Genomic DNA, 18108 nt, shown 5'->3' on the forward strand with positions numbered 1-18108 from the left:
TTTGGGGTGGGCTTACACTCGTCTGGAGTTTGTTTCAGACGGGTTTGCCATGACCACCCCCAATGTCGTTCCGGTCACAGTCTATGACCTTACGGGTACTGCCGTAGGGCCTTTTGCCACGTCCGGCACAACGCCGAAATGGGGTTATGACGATCCGGCAGAAGTCAGGGTCATTATTGAAGCCGATGGCGTTCAGACCGTGTTGACGTCCGGTTCACAATACACGCTTAGCGGTTCCGACACCCTGGTTAATGGCGGATCAGTCACGCTCAATTCCAGCGTGGTCCCGGTGGGCGGTTGGGGGGCCGGTGGCGTTGTCCGCAAACTGGCTATCGCCCGCGTCACGCCGATCAATCAGGAACAGCCGTTTGGTGCAACGGCGCGCTTTGTGCCGGGGGCCTCAGAAGAGGCCTATGACAAGCTGACACGTCAATCGCAGGAGCACCGCCGCGATATTGAGCGAGCGGTCAAAGCGCCATTTGGCGTCACGGGCGAGCAGTACAAGGCGCAGTTTGACGCCGATGTCGCTCAGGTGGCTACGGATCGTGGGGCGGTCGCCGCCGACCGGTCTGCCGTTCAGACCTTGCGCAACCAGACGCAGACGGACCGGGGGGCGGCGGAAACCGCGCGTGAGGCTGCCCAAGCCGCGCGCGACGTGACGATCCAGACGCGCGACGCGGCGGTTATCGATATTGAGGCGGAGCGCGAAAACAGCCTTGGGTCTATCAGAAACGAGCGAGAAAATACGCTTGGTTCGATCAACACGCGGCGCGAGGAGGTTTTGTATGATTTTGCCTCCGCGCGTTCAGCGACATTGGCGGATATTTCCGAGGACCGCGCAGCGGCGCTTGCCGCCATTGCCGCAGATGTGGCCCGCGCTGAGACCGCAGCGGATGAGGCCGATGAAATATTGGCGCATTCCCTGCGTAGCGACGTGGATCAGGAGTTTTCGGCGGCGGCGCTGAAAAAATTCTGGATCAATATTGGCCTTGATCTGGACATTGAGAAGTTCGGCGGTCGTGCGGACGGCATCTTCGATAATACCGCAGCCTTCAATGCGATGAAGGCTTATGCCGCCGACATCGGTAAGGGGTTTTATTGGAAAATGCGCAGCGGCAATTACCGCTGCAACAGCCCGTTGCAACTCTTCGATCAGCCTTTTGCAATCTATGGTGAAAGCGAAGAGATATCGCGATTGGTTGCGCCCAGCCTATACACCAAGATCACAGACAAAGAGCATACGGGCTATCTGGGTTATTTCACCCTGGCTTACGGCGGTGTGGGGGAGACGGCCCTTACCTCCGAATATACGCCTACCGGGTTTGATGAGCGTTCGGCCATTAGGTTTCGAACCGAGCATCTGCGTATCAAGGGGCTAAACGAACAGACGCAGGGTTTCGACACCCTGATGCAATTGATCAATATTAACGGTTCGCTGCATTCCGGGCTTGGGCTTGAGGGCATTATGCCGAATGGCACCAGCAGCCTTGCCGAAGCGGACAACACCATCACCTCGACCGGCGTCAAAATAACCGGCGTGATGTATCCCACGGACCACCGGTTTATCGATCTCACGGCTGTGGGGATGGACGATGTCATTTATTCATTCGCGGCGAGCGAGGGCATCATCCTAAATCAGGCCACCGTGTTCAACATTGGTCGCGTGATGAATGTTGAATTTCCGGAAGGCTATGCCGGAAGGCCGCATTTCTCGATCATCAACTGCCACGGCAATAGCTACAAAGGCGTGTTTCGAGCGGATAAAGCACAACAGATTTTTTTTCAGGGCAACAATGTCTATCACAACGCGGGGGCGACATCCGCGTGGGTCGGCGTTGACCTGATCGATTGTTTTGACGTGACCATCACCGATAACAAGCTCAATCAATACCCCGACGATCCTGAACCGCCCGCGACACGCCCGCCATCTACGGGCGTAAAGCTATCAGGCACAAATGCGGATTATCTGAGCCGCTCAAGCGTGATCATCGACCGTAATGATTTCGGTGGGTCATATACCGAAATGGACTATGGCGTGCACGTCGTGTCGTCTCCGAAGTATCTGATTTGGGGCGGAGCCAACCATTTCAACGGTCGCTATCGTCAGGCGGATGTGTCTCTGCCTGCCGGGGCCGCGCCGATCTGGTACTCAAAAATCTCTAAATTCCGTCTGGCTACCAATTTGCTGATGACGTCCGGGACCGAATATCCGGTGCCGCTGGAGCCGGAATACGACACATTTGGCATGTGGTCCTCAGCGAACCCGTCACGCCTGACGATCCCGGCAGGCCGAAATATCAAGGCCATTTCGATCCAGTTTTACGGTGAGTTTGACGTTAACGCTTATGGCTATCGCCGGGTCGAGTTGCGACGCGATGGCGGCGCCTTCCTTGGGCGTTTCAATGTGGCGCTGCCCGGCAACGCAGATGCCGGGGGGCTGAACGCTTTCAGTGGCGCGCTCAGCGTCGCAGCGGGTCAGTATTACGAGCTGATCGTCAAGCACACGGCCACCGATGGCACGAACCCGGTCAACCTGAACCTTCAGGGGTTTGGTCTGACGCACGTAACCGTAGAGGTGCTGACATGATCGAATTTCAACAATACCTCAAGGCGCGCGGCTTCGATCCGGGGCCGATTGACGGTGTGTGGGGTCGGAAGACCGAAGCCGCGACTGAGGCGTGGTTTAGGGCCGGGCCGGACACAAAGTTGTCTGAGGCGGATTTCCGGGCCTCTGCGCAGCGCCTTGGCGTCAGTGTCGAACACGTCAAGGCGGTGCGTCAAGTCGAGGCGTCGGGCGATGGCTTTTCAAACGGCATGGCCAAGAAGCTGTTCGAGCCGCACCGGTTCAGCAAATTGACCGGCGCGCGGTTTGATGAGCGGTGGCCTTCGATCAGCTACCCTAAATGGGACCGCACGAAGTACCCCAAGACGGAGGCCCTTCGTCATCAGCAACACCTCCGGGCCATCGCCCTTGACCCCGAAGCGGGGCTTAAGGCGGCGTCCTATGGCCTGTTTCAGATCATGGGTGAAAACCACAAGGCGGCGGGATTTGAGGACGTGTTCGGATACGTGCAGGCCATGAACCGGGACGAGGCGGCGCAACTGATCGCCTTTGAAAATTTCATCCGGAATTCCGGCCTGTTGCCCGCGCTCAAAAAGGGTGGGCGCATGGCCGATAGCTGGGTCGCGTTCGCGCGCGGCTATAACGGGTCTGCGTTCCGCGAAAACCGCTATCACGAAAAGCTGGCCGCCGCGTATTGCGGCTTTGGGGGGAGTTGATGGACACGCTGGATCATGTGTTTGCGGGCCTTGCGGCCATGGGCGGCGGGCTCGTCTCCGCGCTTTATGACTGGCATGACGTGAAAGGTGCGGCGCGCAAAACCGCCGTGGGTTTCATCACCGGCTTTGTGGGGCATCCGTGGCTTGCGCCCTTTCTGATCAATGACGGGATCACGCCGCAGCAAGCAAGCTGGGGCGCGGCCTTCCTGATCGGGCTCACGGCCATGATCATTGTGGAGGTCATCATAAAGATGGCCAGCACAAAGGCGCGTCAGGTTGAAGGGAACGGCGATGAAACGTCTTAAGCAAGCCGCACACACCGAATTGAGGTCCATTGTCGTTCTCGTGATTGTTACGGCTGTCGTAATAATTGGAAAAATGTCCTGATTTTTAAGTGGAGCCGAGAAAAAAATGTTGTTTTTCAGGTCAACCCAAGACAATCGTTTTGGAATAGCTACAAAATGGTTGTTCGCAAAGCCGACTGGTGATGAGGCTGATGGTTTAATTTCGGCAACCTGTCTGGTAGGGGCTGATGGCAATGAACTGGCGTTGCCGAATGAGGCAGATGTCGGAAATAAGACCGATCCGGCCGCAGTGTCCGACACTGGCGATTTTTCGATAATTGCCTTTTTGAAGCGCATATCGTTCAACATCTCAGGGGTCCTTTCACGGGTGCCGGCCTTGGGGGTTGGCACCTTGGGCGGGAGCGTGCCAGTCAATATGGCGTCGTCTGTGGCGGTTCAAACCGTCGAAGTTCAAGGCGGGGCAATTACGACGACAACGACCAGTTCGGCGATAACGCCTGTTTATGGCGGCGCTGGGAGTTATCAGTGTATGCTGGCGGTCACCTCTGTCAGTGGCACCAATCCGACGCTGGACGTTGTGATTGAAGAGAGTGAAGACGGGTCTAACTGGTATCACGTATATCAATTCGAGCGCGTCACCGGTGCGGGGATTTACAGGTCGCCCCGCCTGCCTATGCGCGGCCTGTTTCGTCGTTTTGTTCGGACGGTCGCAGGAACAACGCCGTCGTTCAATTGTTCGGTTCGCACCATCGAGCGGCCATTTGATCGTCCGCCGACGCGGTTTCAGGCGATTTCGCGCGTGGTTGATCCGACCGTGGTCAACTCAACGACGCCGACGTACAACATTGAGGGCTGCTCACGTATCCAGATATCGGTACAGGCCACGCTTGGGGCTAATTTTACAATAGCCCTGGCAGGGTCTCAAAATGGTGCAAATTTTGCGATCATCGGCTCTGTCAACGTGACTGGTTCGGGAGCAACGCCGCTCTATCACACGACCGGCCTGTGGAAGTTTGTTCGGGTTTTTGTCCAGTCGGCTGGCGCGGGCAGTACAATCGACAACATATCAATCGCGGCACAGGAGTAAGCGGCAATGGTGACTGATTACAGGTCGCACCCAGAATGGCAACTCGTCGGAGAGTGCTGGGCGGATGCCAACACGAAAGTGCAGACATATCGCCACGATGGCGTTGAGACGGGCGAATATGACCCGGACACCTTTCAGGTAATCCGTGAGGGTGGCACCGGTGAAACGGTTACCGTATCGGAAGTTTTCTGACCTCAGGCAAAGGAGCATGGTCATGGTTAAGAGTAAAGCGGGTAGCGCCGTCGCGGGCGCGGTAGTGGCGGCAGCGGTCGCCACGGTAGCCAATCAGGCCGCCGAAGCCGTCACCGACGCGGTGAGCGGCGACGATGCGCCGGAGACGGGTGACGATACCCAGCCGGAGGGCGATAAGCCGGGTCTGATCGAAAGCGTCATTGACGCGATCATTCCGGATCAGGTGCAGGAAGCGGCGGCGGATACGCTGGCGCTGGCGGGTCTTGCCGTCGAAACCTTCACCGGCATTCCGGACGGGACGCCCGCCAACAAGGTGCGCTTCCTTCTGGAGAAGCTGGGCGAGGCGCTGGAAATCGTCCTGACCGACAGTGACGCCGACACCCACGCCGTCATGAAGCGCTTCGGCCAATTGCAGGCCGCGTTCGAGCAGCACCCTAAAGCGGTGGCCTGATCACATCTGTGACCAAAAGGCTAAAAAAAGCTAAAAAAGACTAAAAAAAGCTAAGGTTTCGCCGGGTGGCAATCCCGCAAACCGTTGTAAAATAAGGGTTTCATAATAGAGTAAATGGGATTGAAAATCCGCGTGTCGCTGGTTCGATTCCGGCTCCAGGCACCATTTCCCTATTTCCTGACATACGCCGAAGACTAGAAAATCCTGTAGATTCATGCTATTGTGCGGCTCTCACCTCCGCAGGTGACCGCTCGTATTCGCCGGTATTCGCGATAAAATGGGTTATCCTGCGGGTTATCTTCGCTTGCCCAAAATCACGATAACCCACGATGCCTCTTTCCGACGCTACCGTCCGTTCTGCAAAGCCAACAGGCAAGGCTTTTACGATCTACGATGAGCGGGGACTTTTCCTTCAGGTCTCTCCATCCGGCGCCAAGCTGTGGCGTCTAAAATACTCGTTCGGCGGCCTCAGGAAGCTTTTGGCTCTGGGACGTTACCCTGAAACGGGCCTGAAAGACGCCCGCACCAAGCGTGACGAAGCTCGTGAGCTTTTGGCAAAGGGGATTGACCCAAGCGTAGACAAGAAGCGCAAAAAGGTAGCCGCCGACATTGCCAATGCCACGACATTCAAGGCGGTGGCCGACGAGTATATGGACAAGATCGAGCGCGAAGGGATTGCCGAGGCGACACGAAAGAAGACTCGCTGGCTGGCATCCCAATTGGAAAAAGACATCGGAAGCCTGCCGATTGCCGACATCGAGCCCTACGAGGTCCTGGCGGCGTTGAAAAAGATCGAGCTTCGGGGCAACCATGAAACCGCCAAGCGCGTCCGCTCTTTTGCCAGCCGCGTCTTTACCTATGCTATCATCACGTCTCGCGCACGGATTGATCCAGCGGCCTCCCTAGGCGGCGCACTGATTACGCCTAAGGTCAAGAACCATGCGGCCATCGTTGATGCAAGAGGGGTCGGGGGGCTGCTCAAAGCGATCGAAGGATATGAAGGGTATTTGACGACCAAACTGGCTCTCAAGGTCATGGCGCATCTGTTTGTACGCCCTGGAGAACTTCGTCACGCCGAATGGCCAGAGTTCGATTTTGAATCCAAGGTCTGGCGCATACCCGCTGCGAAGACGAAAATGCGCAGCGAACACGTTGTCCCTTTAAGCGTCCAGGTGTTGGACATACTCAAAGAGGTCCAAGGTCTAACGGGCGACGGGCGCTATGTGTTCCCATCGGTGAGGTCCGGCAACACACCAATGTCAGAGAATACACTAAACGCAGCTTTGCGAGGCATGGGCTACGGGCAAGATCAAATGACCTCCCACGGCTTTCGCAGCACGGCCAGCACCCTGTTGAATGAAAGCGGTAAATGGTCGTCTGACGCTATTGAACGCGCGCTCGCCCATAAGGATAGTAACAAGATACGGGGCACCTATCATCGCGGCACTCATTGGGATGAGCGTGTCAAGATGGCGCAATGGTGGTCCGATTATCTGGACATTTTACGCGACGGTGGCAAAGTCATCGCCTTGCGACGCGGGGCTCAAGGATAAAAGCCAATTGTCTCGCCACTAGTGCGACAATTGACCGATCGCCCCCTAACTTCGGCGAGGCTCACCCGCATCTGTAAATGTATCGGGTGCCGCCAAGTAGAATTTCTTCATATTCAACGCTGAGGTCGCGGGCGATGGCCTCATAATCGATGTAGTTTCGCAATGGCTCAGGTATCTCGCCATAAAGCCCCTCTTCGATAAACTGCGCGGCCAAGTCGGCTATGCTATCAGCTGGGTATAGGTTAACCTCGTACTGATGGGGCGCGTCGTCGCCGAGTGTGAATTTATAACCGGCCTCGCCCACGGCGATGATTACCTTGATTTTGTCGTCGTCGCTCCAGTCGGTCACGGCTTCAAGGAAGGCCGCATGGTTCGCTTGATTGACGCCCAGGGCCTCGAACATCTTGGCGTCTAGGTATTCGCCTTCGATGAACTGGATTTCAAACTCTTCGACGGGCTGGCTATAATCGTTTTTCAGCTTCGCGGCCTTTGCGGAAAATTCCGACGCAGTGTTGAAATAGAACCCTGACGCGGTGATGTCGTAGGGCTGGGCAAACAGTGTGGTCATTGAAAATCCCTCTTTGGCTTTGGGTTGCGCATAGCAACCCTTGGCTCCCGCCGAGGGTGGGGGTAGCAAACGCAAGGGCGATCAAAGCCGAGGGGTATCACCCGCCTGCACAGAGCGCAGCGAAGGAAGGCAGGGGATACGGCCTTGGTCGTTCATCGAAGACCCTTGCTTGCGCGAGGGGCAACGCCCCTTAGGTCTATCCGCGAGACGCTCTATGCGTGTAGACTCGATCATCGACACCCTATAGGCTTTGGCTCCTATGAGGGTTCGCGTGGATTCGCATTGGGGGTAGATTTCGAGACAACATTGTTCGCTCTGAGTATAATAATTCAAATGAACATCATCAATCGTTCTTTATAGAGATCAACTTTGCCGCGTATATTTGATAATATTGATAAAACCCTTCTGCCAGAATTAAAGAATATTCTGGATGTTTCCAATCGCGCCGATTTTTGTGTTGGATATTTCAACTTGCGTGGTTGGCGTCAAATTGACGATAAAATCGAAACATGGTCTGGGCAAGGCGGTAATGCGTGCCGATTACTCGTAGGTATGCATCAGTCACCCGAGAGAGGGCTTCGCGAGAAACTTACAGCCGCCATACATGATGATGGCATCGATAACGCGCGCGTTCTTGAGCTAAAAAAGGGACTTGCAGAGGAGTTTAGGGCACAACTGGCTCTCGGAACTCCAACCAACGCCGACGAGGCAGGTCTACGACGTCTCGCCCGCCAGATTCGGGCTAAGAAAGTCGTTGTTAAGCTATTTCTTAGGCACCCTCTTCATGCAAAGCTATATCTCCTTCATAGACCCGACCCCGTGAACCCTAAAGTCGGATTTGTCGGCAGCAGCAACTTGACTTTCGCTGGCTTGGCGTTTCAGGGGGAGCTGAATGTCGATGTAATGGATCATGATGCCTGTGACAAATTGGCGACGTGGTTCGAGGCGCGGTGGAATGACCGCTGGTGCATTGATATATCGGATGAACTTGCCACAATCATTGAGGAGAGCTGGGCTGGCGAAGCATTGGTTCCGCCCTACCATGTCTATCTCAAGATTGCCTATCATCTCGCCCAAGAGGCACGACTTGGGCAATCGGAGTTCAGGATACCTGCCATTTTTGGCGATAAACTATTTGATTTTCAAACCAGCGCCGTAAAGGTTGCGGCCCATCATCTAAACAAGCGCGGCGGCGTCGTGATTGGCGACGTGGTCGGTTTGGGCAAGTCGATCATGGCATCGGCGCTACTAAAGATACTCGAAGACAGCGATGGCCGTAGCCTTATAATTTGCCCTAAAAACCTTGTCGAAATGTGGGATGATTATGTCGAAACCTACAATCTTTCTGCCAAAATAGTCTCGCTTTCCCGCGTGGAAAGCGAACTACCGGAACTTCGCCGCTATCGAACAGTTCTGATCGATGAAAGCCATAACCTGCGCAATCGCGAGGGTAAGCGTTACAAGGTAATTGAGGATTACATTCGCTCCAATGATAGCCAGTGTATCCTGCTATCCGCTACTCCATACAACAAATCGTTCATCGACCTTTCCTCCCAACTTCGACTTTTTATCGAAGATGATCAGGATATTGGCATCCGACCGGAAGCGATGATACGCGCTATCGGTGGTGAAACCGAATTCGTCCGCAAACACCAATGCGCGGTACGCTCAATTCCGGCCTTTGAAAAAAGTGACCAGACTGATGATTGGCGAGAGCTGATGCGCCTCTATATGATCCGCCGAACACGCGGCTTCATACTTCAGAACTACGCCCAGACGGATGACGTCAGCGGGCGAAAATTCATCACCTTCTCCGATGGCCGCCGTTCGTATTTTCCTGTGCGTCAGCCTAAATCTGTCAAGTTCGCAATCAATGACTCCGACCCCAATGACCCATACGCGAAAGCCTATTCCGATGCAGTGGTGTCGGCAGTGGATGGGCTCAAGTTACCGCGCTACGGGCTTGCCAATTACCTGAACCCAGACCCTGCACATCCTCCGACCCCCGCTGAAGATGCAATCATGGACGGGCTCGGGCGTGCCGGAGTCCGGCTAATGGGCTTTTGCAAAACCAATCTGTTCAAGCGGCTTGAAAGTGGTGGTCCGGCGTTCATTCAGTCGCTGCAACGCCACATAATGCGCAATCTTGTCTTTCTTCACGCGCTAGAAAATGAATTGCCCGTGCCAATTGGAACCCAAGACGCAGAGTTGCTCGACGTATCGGACGAGGACGCAGATTCCGAGGCTGCCGATACGCTGTTTGCCAACGGTGAATATGGCGAAGAAGGAGTAGAAGCAGAGCCGACATTCGACGAGTTGGAAAAATTGCGTGAGCAGGCCGCTCTGATCTACGGCGTTTATAGCAATGCAAAGAAGCGTCGCTTCAAATGGCTGAAAGCCTCACTCTTTAAAGGGAGTTTGCAAACCGCCTTGCGAGCAGATATCGACGCCCTGCGCGAGGTGTTGCGTGTTTGTGGGACCTGGGACGAAGCTCGCGACAGCAAGTTAAAGGCATTGATCGACCTCGTCCGCGTAGATCACCCAACCGGCAAGTTTCTGATATTCACCCAATTCGCTGACACTGCGCGCTATCTTGAGGCCGCACTGCGGAAGGCTGGAGTTACAGCCGTTTCCGCAGTCACCGGACAGTCCGAAAACCCTACTCGCCTTGCATGGCGATTTAGTCCCAGGTCAAACAAAAAGGAAAAGGTCGCAGAGGCAGAGGGGGAATTGCGCGTGCTTATTGCCACCGATGTGTTGTCCGAAGGCCAGAACCTTCAAGATTGCGCAACTATCGTCAATTTTGACCTGCCCTGGGCGATCATCCGCTTAATCCAACGTGCGGGCCGAGTGGACCGAATTGGCCAACAGGCCGACACTATCAATTGCTACTCGTTCCTTCCGGCCGATGGTGTTGAACGGATCATCCGACTTCGCGCACGCGTCCGTGAGCGCTTGAGGGAAAATCAGGAAGTTGTAGGTTCGGATGAGGCGTTCTTTGAGGATGATAGCAAGGAGAACCCGATCCAAGACCTTTACAGCGAAAAATCAGGTGTACTCGACGGTGACGACGATGGCGAAGTCGATCTAGCATCTTATGCGTTTCAGATTTGGCAAAACGCGATTACCGCAGACCCCAAGCTGAAGAAGTTGGTCGAGGATTTGCCCGATGTGGTTTTCGCGACCAAGGCCGTGCCGCCGGTTGCCGACGCAAAAGAGGGCGCGCTAGTTTACATTCGCACCCCTGATGATAATGACTCACTTGCTTGTATGAGCCGAGAAGGTGAGATTTTGACCCAATCGCCGCTTGCCATCCTGCGGGCCGCCGAATGTTTGCCCGACGAGCCGCCGCTGGAACGCTCCGATTTTCACCATGAAATCGTGCGCAAGGGTGTCGAGCACTTGATGCAGGAAGAGCGCACCACTCATGGCGCACTTGGGCGCCCGTCCGGCGCGCGATTCAAGACGTATGATCGCCTCAAGCGGTTTCTTGAGCAACAGGGCAATGAACGCAACCTGTTTTTCACCGATCATTTCGTGCGCGATGTCGAAAAGGCCATGGGCGACATTTACGAATATCCAATGTTCCAATCGACTATCGACACTTTGAATCGGCACTTAAAATCCGGGATCAACGATCAAAAGCTTGCAGAAATGGTGGTGGCTCTCCGCGAGGACGGGAGGCTCTGCATGAAGCAAGACAAGGACGAGGCGTCCAGTGAACTTCGAATTATCTGCTCAATGGGCTTGAAGGGTTGAACATGGTAATCGACAGGCCCCGCGCCACCATCCATCTCAAAGCTTTCGACTTCGCAAAGTTGTTCATCGAAGAACTGGGCTGGGATCGCCCGTCATCCCGGCAGCCAGAAATGGTCGAGGCTGAAGGTCTCCAATTCGCTCTCGCCCCTGTGGCAGACAAACGTGGTGTTCGCATTTTCCATTGCCCCGCCATACCCGAGCGCAACACCCGCCAGCGCATTGAGCGCGAGATCACGAAGCGCGCCTACGAACACCTGATCATTTTCACCGACCCGGCGAAGACCAAACAAGTCTGGCAGTGGGTGGCCCGTGAAAAGGGCAGGCCAGCGGCGTTCCGCGAACATACCTGGCTTTCAAGCAGTGCACCCGATGCGCTGATCCAGAAGCTGGATCACATCGCCTTTGCTCTCAGTGACGAAGAGGGTCTAACCCTTGCCGGGACCACGCGGAAGCTCGCCGACGCATTTAATCGCGAAACAATCACAAAGCGGTTTTACGAAGCCTTCAAGAAGCAGCACGACCAGTTCCTTGGCTTCATCGATGGGTTGGGCAGTGTTTCAGACCGGCAGTGGTATGCATCGCTGATGCTCAACCGCTTGATGTTCGTCTATTTCATTCAGAAAAAACGGTTTCTGGACGGCGATATCGACTATCTGAAAAACCGCTTGGCACAGGTTCGCGCGGCCAAGGGCACCGACCAGTTCCACAGCTTCTACCGAGCGTTCCTGCTCAAGCTGTTCCATGGTGGCTTGGCAACCGCTGTTCATTCACGCGATCCGGAAACGGCCAAATTGCTGGGCACCATCCCCTATCTCAACGGCGGGCTATTCGAACCCCACGCGCTGGAGGCCGATGGCAACACTATCCAGATTGCCGATGCGGCATTCGAAGGCGTGTTCAACTTCTTCGATCAGTATGAATGGACCCTCGACACCCGTCCCATCGAACAGGCCGATGGCAAGGAGATCAACCCGGACGTTCTGGGCCATATCTTCGAAAAATACATCAACCAGAAGCAGATGGGGGCCTACTACACCAAGGAAGACATCACAGATTACATCACCAAAAACACGGTGGTGCCTTGGCTGTTCCAGAACGCCATCTCCAATGACAAAGTGGCGTTTGAGGCGGGCGGCTATGTCTGGCGGCTTCTGTCTGATAACCCCGATGCCTACATCCACAAGTCAGTCCGGCATGGCACCGACAGTGATCTTCCGGCAAACATCGCGGCGGGCATCGATGATGTTACGCAGCGCATGGATTGGAACAAGACCGCACCGCGCGAATACGGCCTGCCCACAGAAATCTGGCGTGAAGTTGTCGTGCGCCGCGGACGCTATGAATCCATCCGCGCCAAGGCCGCTGGCGGAGAGATCACGCGGATTGAGGATTTCATCACCCACAATCTGGATATCCGGCAGTTCGCCCGCGACGTGATCCAGTATGCCGAAAGCCCAGATCTGGTGCGGGCATTCTGGAAAGGCATTTCGTCGATCAAGATTCTGGACCCCGCCTGCGGTTCAGGCGCGTTCCTATTTGCCGCGCTTAATATTCAGTATGACCTGTATGACGCCTGCCTTGAGCGCATGGAGCAATTCGTTGCCTCTGCACCTGATAGCGGCGGCGGACGTGGGCAGGTCTATTCTGATTTCCGCACGGTTCTGGCGCAGGTGGCGCAGCACCCTAATCGCGACTATTTCATCTACAAATCGATTATTATCGCCAATCTTTATGGCGTTGATATCATGGATGAGGCGGTCGAGATTTGTAAACTCCGTCTTTTCCTGAAACTGGCCTCGCAGCTTGAAAACCCGGACCAGATCGAGCCGCTGCCGGACATCGATTTCAACATCAGGGCGGGCAACACCCTAATAGGCTATACCTCCATAGCCGATGTGAAAAAGGCGACCGAGGCCACAGGCTTCGATTTCGATGATCGCGCCGGGAAAATTGAAGCAGCGGCGCAAGACCTTGATCAGGCATTCCGTTTGTTCCGAGAGCAGCAGACCACGCTGCACGGCGGCATCCAGGTCGAGCACAAAACTGAACTGCGCAGGCGGCTTGGAGCACTGGAGAGCCAGCTCGACCGGTTTCTGGCAAAGGATTATGGCGTTGACGTTGGCGACGACCTCGCCGCTTCGGCCAAATTCCTGACTTGGAAAGCCAGCCATAAGCCGTTCCATTGGTTGATAGAGTTCTACGGCATCATAGACGACGGTGGCTTTGATGCAGTCGTTGGCAATCCCCCCTACATCGCTTCGAATAAAGTTGGCTATCTTTCCAAGCTAGAACAGGGGGAGCGCTTTCCAGACATTTATGCTTACATCTTATTGCGGGCACAGGATGTGACGGCAAAAGATGGGCGATGCGGAATGATTGTCCCTCTGTCATTAACGTTTAGCGAGGACTTTTCGGGCTTGCGGGATAGACTGCGCGGTTCGGCTTGGTATTCATCTTTCGACAATATTCCTGCGGCCGTTTTTACTGGCGTAAGTCAACGATGCACGATCTGGATTTCCAGTCCGGATGGCACCGATGTTTATGTCGCGCCGATGTATCGATGGCGGTCCGCAGCGCGCCCTCATCTCGTCGATACAATCACATTCACCCAATTGAAAAATTTGACGCCCGGAATACGAGGCATTCCGAAGGTAGCATCGACGGGTAGCCTTACGACACTGAATGCAATTTGCGATTTGACACGCAAGCGGAGGCGCGAGATTTTTGCGAGTGGTCGCGTCGGGGGGGCACGTCTTGGATTTTCTCAAGCTGCCAGAAATTTTGTGTCAGTTTTTCGCCAAGATCCACCTTGCCTCGATGCGAACAGTTATCGTCCGATTGCCTCGTCAGAAATTGGGGGTCTGAAACTAGCTTCTGAAGAATTAGCTTATGCATCAAAAGCGGCGCTACTTGGAGAGTTGTATTTTTCGTTTTGGCTAAGCCAGGGCGATGGATTTCATGTTACGGTAGGAGTTATAAAAGACTATCTGAATTCACTTGCTTTCGTCGAAGATCAAGTGATTTCCGACCTGGCCTTATTAGGCTTGGCGATGCACGAACAGCGAGGTTCCGCGCTAGCATTCAAAAAGAACGCGGGAAAGTTTGTAGGAAACTACAATTTTCGCTCCCTACACGCCCTGACACGGCGCGCCGATCTCATATTGATGCAGGGATTAGGGTTAACCCCACAGGTCTCGTTGGGAACCTTCGACTATGTGCAACGTGTGCTGGCCACCAACCCTTTCGCAGGGGAAAAGGGCATACCGGATGGACTTCGAGATTCACTTGACGAACTGACCGTGGTCGCTGTGGATCGATCAGACGACTTGCGGCGGATCGATAACGGTCTTCGCGACTATTTGAGTATGTCGCAGGCTTCATACGACTTCCTATTGAACCGTGATGTTGTGCTGATCGAGGGCGTAGACGAGGCCGATGCCGAGTGATCCGCCCTCCCAGCGCGGCAATGCGGCGTTGCTGGCGGGCCAGCCCATCGCCTTTTTCTGCTCGCAGTCCTGCCCCGGCGACTTGATTCTTAAAGCGCAGGATTGGGCCAATTCTCGCGGGCCAGATGCCACACCTGTGGTAGGAGGCTTGCAAACAACAGCCGAGCGTAACGTGCTGCGCGTCTTGTTGCGCGGCGGCACGCCGATCATTCAAGTGCTAGCCTGGGCTCTTAATGAGGCGCTCGTGCCTGCAACACTCCGTAATGCCGAAAACGCAGTGCGCGCGCTGATCGCTTCCTCATTCACAGTCTCCTTTTGTCAGAACACTGCCCGGAACGCTGACCCGCGCAACCGCTACATCCTAAGTTTCGCCGCCATTATTCTGTCCGCCCACGCCTCCCCCGGGGGCAAAGCTGAAACCCTTGCCACTAGGGCGATTGCTCGAAGCATCGCGATAGAAACCCTCAATTCTCCCGCCAATACCAACAAAGTGGTTCTATGCGCGTTGATAGGAACGGTGCAATGAGCGAGAAAGCCGATTTCAACGCAATCCCAGCCGAAATCCTTACTGACATCCGCAAACGCGCAAAGCTCTTGTGGCCAGATGATCGCGAGTGGCAAGAGGATTTCATCACGCTGGAGGCGAATAGCTACGCGGCGTTTCAAGAAATGGATTTTTCCAATGCAGCTCTGGTAAAGGACGACATAGTCACCCAAGCAATGGAATATTTCGAAAGCTGGGAAGAGCGGGCATCGCACGTTGAGAGCGAGATAGACGCTTATGCTCAAATCGCCACGACAGCACCGGACGATATCCCACCGGATGTAATCAGCAAGATGAAGCAGGACATTGCGACCGAAGACGATTGGTTCGCTATGCAGTTGGACAGCTTGCGCAGGGCCATCGACGGCTATCGCTACGTCCGAGACACCCGTGAAAAGGTCGGGCCGATCCGTGAGTTGCTGGTCCGCATGGAAGGGATCATCGGAAAGGAATGCTATAACGGCAATATCCAGAACTACAGCTCTTGGGGTGAATGGGATGGCGAAGGTCGCTCGTTCCGCTACCCCGTTACATTCATCCGTAAAGGAGTTGCAGAGAAATGCCACACCGGTTTCGCCGCTTTGACGCACGAGGAACTTATCACCGGCTACTACAAGTTCGGCGCGAATGAATTGAGCATTTATCGTGCGCTAATGCAGGTCATCGAGATGTTGGAGTCCGAATACGGATTTGTGCGGCCCGATTCGCGCGGTTGAAGGTAAAATGGGGTGGCTTGGGGAAGCGTGGTTCCGGGAATGAGCAAATCGGCCTGTCCAGAGCCTATATAGAATTGCGCCCAGTACCATTTCAATCGGCACGATTGCGCAATTGACAGCATTAACCTAAATGCGGCGCTCGACTGTTTCGAAAAGAAGACGTGTTCTTTGATCGTTTCCCCGTTCACTGCCACGGTGCGGAAGCCCACCCGCCCGCATAACTGCGGAGCCAAACAGGTATACCCTCAAGCTTGGTGCCAGCGTCGTCCTCGCTCACGCATCATTGGACGGAAAACCGCAGCTGGCGTACGAGGCAAAATCGCTGGGCCTACCCATCTTTACCTTGCCATCGCCATCCAAGTCTAATCTACTCGCCGTAGGGCTGAAATCTTTTCCGATGAGCGGCAGTAAGAAAGCAAAGATATAAGGGGGCCGTGTGGCAAAAGCAGAAGCATCAGTTGAAGAACTTGTAGGCATGGTAGAGCGCGGGGAGCTGCGTTTGCCAGAGATGCAGCGGCAGTATGTCTGGCGGTCTCCGCGTGTTCGCGATCTCCTTGATTCATTATATCGCGGTTATCCATCGGGTGCGATTCTGCTATGGGAGACAGATGAACCTGTTCCACTGCAAGATATGGCAATTACACAGGCAGCTAATCCCTATGCCGCCACGCGCCTGCTGTTGGATGGTCAGCAGCGGCTGACGTCGCTTTCAGCGGTCATTCGTGGCGAACCTGTGAAAGTCAGGGGGCGGGTCAAGCCGATCGAACTGCTGTTCAACCTTGAACACCCAGAGCGGCAGGAAATCATCACGGAAGTTGATGAAGACGCCGACGACGAAGCGACCGAGATGGACGAGGCAGATTCGACCGAGGATGAGCTTCAGCGCCGGTTTGAGCGAATGACTTTTGTTGTGGCCACCAATAAGCTCGCCGCTCTACCTCAGTGGGTGAAGGTTTCTGAGGTCTTCAAGAGTGACAGTGATACGAGCTTTTTGAAGGGGGCGGGCATCGTTGGTTTCGATGATCCGCGCTATGAAAAGTACAGCAAGCGTCTCGCCCAGCTTCGCCGTATTCGCAAATACGTTTATCGGATGGACGTGCTAGAAAGGTCACTTACCTATGAGGAAGTGACCGAGATATTCGTGCGCGTAAACTCGTTGGGCGCGAAGCTGCGCAGTTCCGATCTGGCGCTGGCACAGATCACGGCCAGGTGGCGGCACAGCCTTGAAGTTTTCCAAAAATTTCAGGCTGAATGCGCCAAGTTGGGTTTCGAACTGGACCTTGGCATTCACCTTAAAACCCTCATCGCCTTCGCCACCGGGCAGTCACGGTTTCTAACCGCCGGGCGGCTTTCGCTCGATGTGCTGCAAACAGCCTGGAAAGTGGCAACCGAGGGAATGCGGTTTGCCATCAACTTCCTCAAAAGCAATGTTGGGATCGACAGCCCGGCTCTGCTGTCTTCCCCTTTCCTGATGATTGTTGTGGCCTATTTCGGCCATGCTAAGGGCTACGCATTATCACCCGAAGAATCGGACCGTTTGCGACAGTGGGCATTGTTAGCCAATGCCAAGGGCAGATTCTCACGCGGCTCCAGTGAAACAATTCTCGATCAGGATTTGAGCATCATCTCGAAGGGCGGATCAGCCGATGCGCTCATTGACCGGGTACGGCTGCAATTTGGCAGGCTTAACATTACGCCCGAAGACCTTGAGGGTCGCGATCAGCGAAGCTCGCTATTCAAAACGATGTTCCTTACCTTTCGGGCCCTCGGTGCAAAGGACTGGACGTCAAATCTACAAATCTCGCTAGATCATTCTGGCTCACAACATCGGCTCCAATTCCACCATTTCTTCCCAAAGGCGCTGCTAACCAAGAACGGATTTTCGTCTCGTGAAGCAGATGATATTGCCAATTTGACTTTCATTGGTGGTCGCACCAATCGTAAGATCAGCGACAAGGCTCCATCTGTTTATCTCGCCGATTTTATGGCCAAGCAAGGGCCTGGGTTGCTTACGTTACAAAGCATTCCCTCGGACCCAAAATTGTTCGATGTAGGAAGATATCGGGAATTCCTTGCTGCGCGCCGCGTGCTTCTGGCGAAGGCCCTCAATGAATTTCTTGGCGTGTCGGGCGAGTAAGTCTGTCGTTGCCAAACCTTTCTATTTCAATCGCCGTGCCGCTGCACAAAACACCTGGTTCGTTGAACATT

12 protein-coding genes are annotated in these 18108 nt (G+C 54.7%); 11 read left to right on the top strand and 1 reads right to left on the bottom strand.

All coding sequences use genetic code 11. From position 1 onward, the window contains the following. The first annotated feature begins 49 nt into the window (after positions 1–49). The 6 genes from EM6_RS02560 to EM6_RS02585 all read left to right on the top strand — a co-directional run bounded on the left by EM6_RS02560 (position 50) and on the right by EM6_RS02585 (position 6867). On the top strand, positions 50–2587 hold the full coding sequence (locus EM6_RS02560) for a hypothetical protein (protein WP_126420076.1): 2538 nt from the start codon (positions 50–52) through the stop codon (positions 2585–2587). Then, a complete protein-coding gene (locus tag EM6_RS02565) occupies positions 2584–3279 on the top strand; it encodes an N-acetylmuramidase domain-containing protein (RefSeq protein ID WP_126422833.1) in 696 nt (231 codons plus the stop codon). Before EM6_RS02560 ends, EM6_RS02565 begins: the two co-directional genes overlap by 4 nt. Further along, positions 3279–3584 (top strand): hypothetical protein, encoded by a 306-nt coding sequence (locus EM6_RS02570; protein ID WP_126420078.1) that lies wholly within the window; start codon positions 3279–3281, stop codon positions 3582–3584. The genes EM6_RS02565 and EM6_RS02570 overlap by 1 nt, the downstream gene beginning before the upstream one ends. Positions 3585–3690: 106 nt before the next feature. Further along, positions 3691–4671: a hypothetical protein gene (locus EM6_RS02575; RefSeq protein ID WP_126420079.1), complete on the top strand. Its 981-nt coding sequence runs from the start codon at positions 3691–3693 to the stop codon at positions 4669–4671. 214 nt (positions 4672–4885) lie between these two features. Beyond that, positions 4886–5314, top strand: coding sequence for a hypothetical protein (locus EM6_RS02580; RefSeq protein ID WP_126420081.1), 429 nt, complete (start codon positions 4886–4888; stop codon positions 5312–5314). Between the two features lie 329 nt (positions 5315–5643). After that, the gene (locus tag EM6_RS02585) at positions 5644–6867 is read left to right on the top strand and encodes a tyrosine-type recombinase/integrase (RefSeq protein ID WP_126420083.1); all 1224 of its coding nucleotides are present in this window, start codon (positions 5644–5646) and stop codon (positions 6865–6867) included. Positions 6868–6928: 61 nt separating this feature from the next. Here the strand turns inward: EM6_RS02585 and EM6_RS02590 are convergent, their stop codons facing one another. Then, on the bottom strand, positions 6929–7435 hold the full coding sequence (locus EM6_RS02590) for an antirestriction protein ArdA (protein ID WP_126420085.1): 507 nt from the start codon (positions 7433–7435) through the stop codon (positions 6929–6931). A 369-nt stretch (positions 7436–7804) separates the two neighbouring features. Between EM6_RS02590 and EM6_RS02595 the strand changes: the two genes are divergently transcribed. From EM6_RS02595 to EM6_RS02615, 5 genes are all read left to right on the top strand, one after another. Then, entirely contained in the window at positions 7805–11194 is a 3390-nt protein-coding gene (locus EM6_RS02595) for a helicase-related protein (RefSeq protein ID WP_126420087.1), read from the top strand. A 2-nt stretch (positions 11195–11196) separates the two neighbouring features. Beyond that, complete coding sequence (locus EM6_RS02600) at positions 11197–14640, top strand: Eco57I restriction-modification methylase domain-containing protein (RefSeq protein WP_126420089.1); 3444 nt, start codon at positions 11197–11199, stop codon at positions 14638–14640. Further along, positions 14630–15166, top strand: a complete 537-nt coding sequence (locus tag EM6_RS02605) for a hypothetical protein (protein WP_126420091.1) — start codon at positions 14630–14632, stop codon at positions 15164–15166. The genes EM6_RS02600 and EM6_RS02605 overlap by 11 nt, the downstream gene beginning before the upstream one ends. Continuing rightward, positions 15163–15900 carry a hypothetical protein gene (locus tag EM6_RS02610; RefSeq protein ID WP_126420093.1) on the top strand — a complete coding sequence of 246 codons (738 nt, stop codon included), beginning with the start codon at positions 15163–15165 and terminating at the stop codon, positions 15898–15900. The genes EM6_RS02605 and EM6_RS02610 overlap by 4 nt, the downstream gene beginning before the upstream one ends. A gap of 436 nt (positions 15901–16336) precedes the next feature. Continuing rightward, the gene (locus tag EM6_RS02615; protein WP_126420095.1) at positions 16337–18037 is read left to right on the top strand and encodes a GmrSD restriction endonuclease domain-containing protein; all 1701 of its coding nucleotides are present in this window, start codon (positions 16337–16339) and stop codon (positions 18035–18037) included. Positions 18038–18108: the final 71 nt, after the last annotated feature.

It is taken from the genome of Asticcacaulis excentricus (genome assembly GCF_003966695.1).
Taxonomy (GTDB): Bacteria; Pseudomonadota; Alphaproteobacteria; order Caulobacterales; family Caulobacteraceae; genus Asticcacaulis; species Asticcacaulis excentricus_A.